This window comes from Streptomyces sp. UNOB3_S3 (assembly GCF_020740895.1).
Classification (GTDB): domain Bacteria; phylum Actinomycetota; class Actinomycetes; order Streptomycetales; family Streptomycetaceae; genus Streptomyces.
In genome coordinates this window covers 10,890-14,256 of record NZ_JAILXP010000175.1, presented here as the reverse complement: position 1 = coordinate 14,256, position 3,367 = coordinate 10,890, and the positions used below count along the sequence as shown (strand labels likewise).

Annotated in this window: 2 protein-coding genes and 1 pseudogene; 2 read left to right on the top strand and 1 reads right to left on the bottom strand. The window is 72.5% G+C overall.

All coding sequences use genetic code 11. From position 1 onward, the window contains the following. Positions 1–706 (bottom strand): annotated as a pseudogene (locus K6I33_RS19750) (hypothetical protein); the annotation flags it as partial. 324 nt (positions 707–1,030) lie between these two features. On the opposite strand from K6I33_RS19750, the gene K6I33_RS19745 reads away from it, so the two are divergent. Together K6I33_RS19745 and K6I33_RS19740 are read left to right on the top strand one after the other, a co-directional pair. Continuing rightward, positions 1,031–1,552: a TerD family protein gene (locus tag K6I33_RS19745; protein WP_229354256.1), complete on the top strand. Its 522-nt coding sequence runs from the start codon at positions 1,031–1,033 to the stop codon at positions 1,550–1,552. Positions 1,553–1,735: 183 nt separating this feature from the next. Further along, on the top strand, positions 1,736–3,265 hold the full coding sequence (locus K6I33_RS19740; protein ID WP_229354254.1) for an AMP-binding protein: 1,530 nt from the start codon (positions 1,736–1,738) through the stop codon (positions 3,263–3,265). The last annotated feature ends 102 nt before the right edge of the window (positions 3,266–3,367 follow it).

Genomic DNA, 3,367 nt, shown 5'->3' with positions numbered 1-3,367 from the left:
GGTCCTGGGGGCGGGCCCGGGTGGCGGCCGTACCGGACGCGCAGCCGTTGGAGTCGAAGCCGGACCAGCCCTGTTTGACGGCCCAGGGCCGGTCGAAGACGGCCGCGATGCCGAAGCTCTGGTCGTAGCCGTCCGTGCCGCAGCGGGTCGAGGCGCGCAGGTTGCCCATGATGTAGTCGCGGACGGGCGCGGGCGCCTCGTCGAGGAGGTACCGGTAGATCCGGACGGTGTCCGCCGCCGAGAGGGCGGTGTAGCCCCAGAATCCGGGCCGGTCGGCCGGCGGTGGTGCGGTGTCGGCCAGTTTCAGCCGCGTCACCATCCGCTCGACGATCGCGCCGCCCCCGTTCCGGTCCCAGAACGCGCTGGCCGCGTCGTCGTCGCTGCTGCGCAGCATGACGTCCAGCAGCGCCCGGTCGGCGTCGGGTATGGGGTACGAGGGGCCGCGGTCCCAGAGGTGGTCGAGGGCGATCAGCAGTTTGACCACCGAGGCGGACCGGAACCGGGCCCGGGCGTTCAGCTGCTCGGTGAACGTGCCGGTCCGCCGGTCGAACACCGCGATGCCCGCGCTGACTCCGGCCGGCAGGCCGATGGCCGCCGGGCGCGCGGAGGGCGCCGCGCCGACGGCGGGTGTCGTGCACAGGGCGGCCAGGGCCAGGACGGTGAGGACCACCGCCGGCCTCAGGACACCGATGAAGCTGATCTGCAACGCGCTCTCCTCCCGGACGGCGATCCCCGCGATGCGACCGGCTCCGCGGAGTACCGCGGTGGTGGGGGATCCTCTCCGGATGGTGGGGTGCGGCGGGCGTCCGGTCACCGGTATTCGGTCAGCGTCGAAAACGGCCGGGGGGATTTCCGGTGTTCACGCCCCGTCCGTCCCGTTCCCCCGGGGTGTTCACCCCGGGCCGGTTCCCCGTCAACCCCGCCTGGCCGGTGGGACGTCGGCCGCCTGCGGACGGGCCTGCCGTGGCACCATGGAGGGTCGGCGCGCCGAGGAAAGGGGAGTCCTGTGAGCGGTCTGAACAAGAGCCCAGTGAACGGTCTCAACAAGGGGCTGGAACGGGTCGTGGTGGCCCTTCGGTGGGATCCGAGCCCACCGGGCGCCGCCCCCCACGATCTGGACCTGATCGCGGCGACGTACGGCGCCGGCGCCCCGCACGGCGACCCCGCCTATCTCGTGCATTTCGACAGCCGCTCCCCCGACGGCACGATCACGCTCAACCGCGACAGCCCCGACGGCAAGGGCTTCGGCGACGACGAGGTCATGACGCTGGAGCTCGACCGGCTGAGCCCCGACTACGTCCGGGTGATCGTGGGCGTCGCCATACAGCAGGGCGACGGACGGCTGACGTTCGGCGGTGTCGCCGGCGCGGGCGTACGCGTCCGGGAGGGCCGTGAGCAGCTGGCGGACGAGGACTTCTCCGGGGTCGGCGGGGCGACGGCGGCGACGGTCGCGGAGTTCGTCCGCGACGCTTCGGGCGCCTGGACCTTCCGGGGCGGGGTGCGCGGCTTCGACGCCGATCCGGCGACCTTCGCGAGGATCATGGGTCACTGACCCCCGCCCGTGCCCGGTGCCGCTGTTCCGAGTGGCACCGGGCACGGGTGTGCCGGGGGGCACCCGGGGAGGAAACCGGACCACCGGTTCGTTTGATTGTCGGGGTGGACAGCTCATATAATTGCCCTAGGTAACTATATGAGCGGCGGCCGACACCGTTGCCGCCGCCGGGAGGAAACCCTGATGACCGCCACCCCCATCACCTTCCGCAATTACGTGGAGGACATCCTCGATGCCCTGAACACCGCCCCGGACCGGCACGCCTTAACCCATGAGGGCCGGTACGTGACGGCCGGCGAGCTCCGCGCCCTCGTCTTCCGCATGGCGCGCGCCCTGCGGCTGCGCGGCATAGGCCGCGGCCAGACCGTCACCCTGCTCGGCGGCAACCTCCCCGAGGTCATCGCCGCCCGGTACGCCGCCAATCTCCTCGGCTGCTCCGTCAACCACCTCTACAACAAGCTGTCGGCGGAGTCGCAGGCCGTCATCGTCGAGGACGTCGAGACCCGGGCCCTGATCGTCGACCCGCGCTGGGCCGGCCGGGCCGTCGAGGTGACCGCGCAGACGCCGGTGAAGGACGTCCTCACGCTGGGGCCCGCGCCGCTCGGCGAGGACCTCCTGGAGCTGGCCGCGGCCGAGTCCGCCGAGCCCCTGCCCGGCGAGGCGCGGCCGGAGGACATCTGCGGCATCCGCCACACCGGCGGAACCACCGGCCACCCCAAGGGGATCTGCACCACCTTCGGGCAGCTCACCGCCCACCTCTTCAATCACCGGGACTACCCGCGCCGGCAGCTGGTGTGCACCACGGTCGCGCACGCCGGGGGCATGTTCGCCGACACCACCCTCCGCTCGGGCGGCTTCGTGGTGCTCCAGGACGACTTCGACCCCGCCGAGGTGCTCGCGGCCGTCGAGCGCGAGCGGATCACCGACCTCTTCCTCCTGCCGCCGCTGCTGTACCGGCTGATGGACCACCCGGACGCGGCCACCACCGACACCTCCAGCCTGCGCGTCCTGTTCTACGGCGGCTGCCAGGCCTCCCCCGCGCGGCTGGCCGACGCGATACGCCGCTTCGGGCCCGTGCTCCTCCAGTTCTACGGCCAGAGCGAGGTCGGCGGCATCAGCATGCTGATGCCCGATCAGCACGACCCGGCGCGCCCCGAGCTGCTGCGCACGGCGGGGCAGGTGCTGCCCGGCGTCGAGGTGGAGATACGCGACGAGTCGGGGCAGGCGCTGCCGCACGGCGAGCTCGGCGAGATCTGCGTACGCTCCCCGCACGTCATGACCGGCTACTGGAAGCAGCCCGAGCTGACCGCCGAGGTGCTGCGCGACGGCTGGCTGCACACCGGCGACCTGGGCCGGCTGGACACCGAGGGCTTCCTGACGGTCGTGGACCGGCTCAAGGACATGATCATCGTGGTGGGCGGCCACGTCTACACCTCCGAGCTGGAGGACCTCCTCAACTCCCACCCCGACGTGACGCAGAGCGCCGTCTTCGGCGTCCGCGACGCCGACAACATGGAGCAGGTGCACGCCGTCGTCGCCCTCCGGCCGGGCGCCGGGGTGGACGAGGACGAGCTGCGCGCGCTGGTGCGCGACAGCCGTGGCGCCATGTACGAGCCCGCGCGCCTCTCCTTCGCCGAGGCCCTCCCACTGACGGAGGCGGGCAAGCCGGACAAGAACCTGCTCCGCCGGGAGGCGGAGCGGGTCGCGGCATGACCCCGGCCCCGGTGCCGCGCACACGGGCGAATCGTTATTCCTTGGCGTCCGCGTAGCACCGCACCACCGCCGCCGTGAGCGGGAACCGCACGGGCGTGTCGC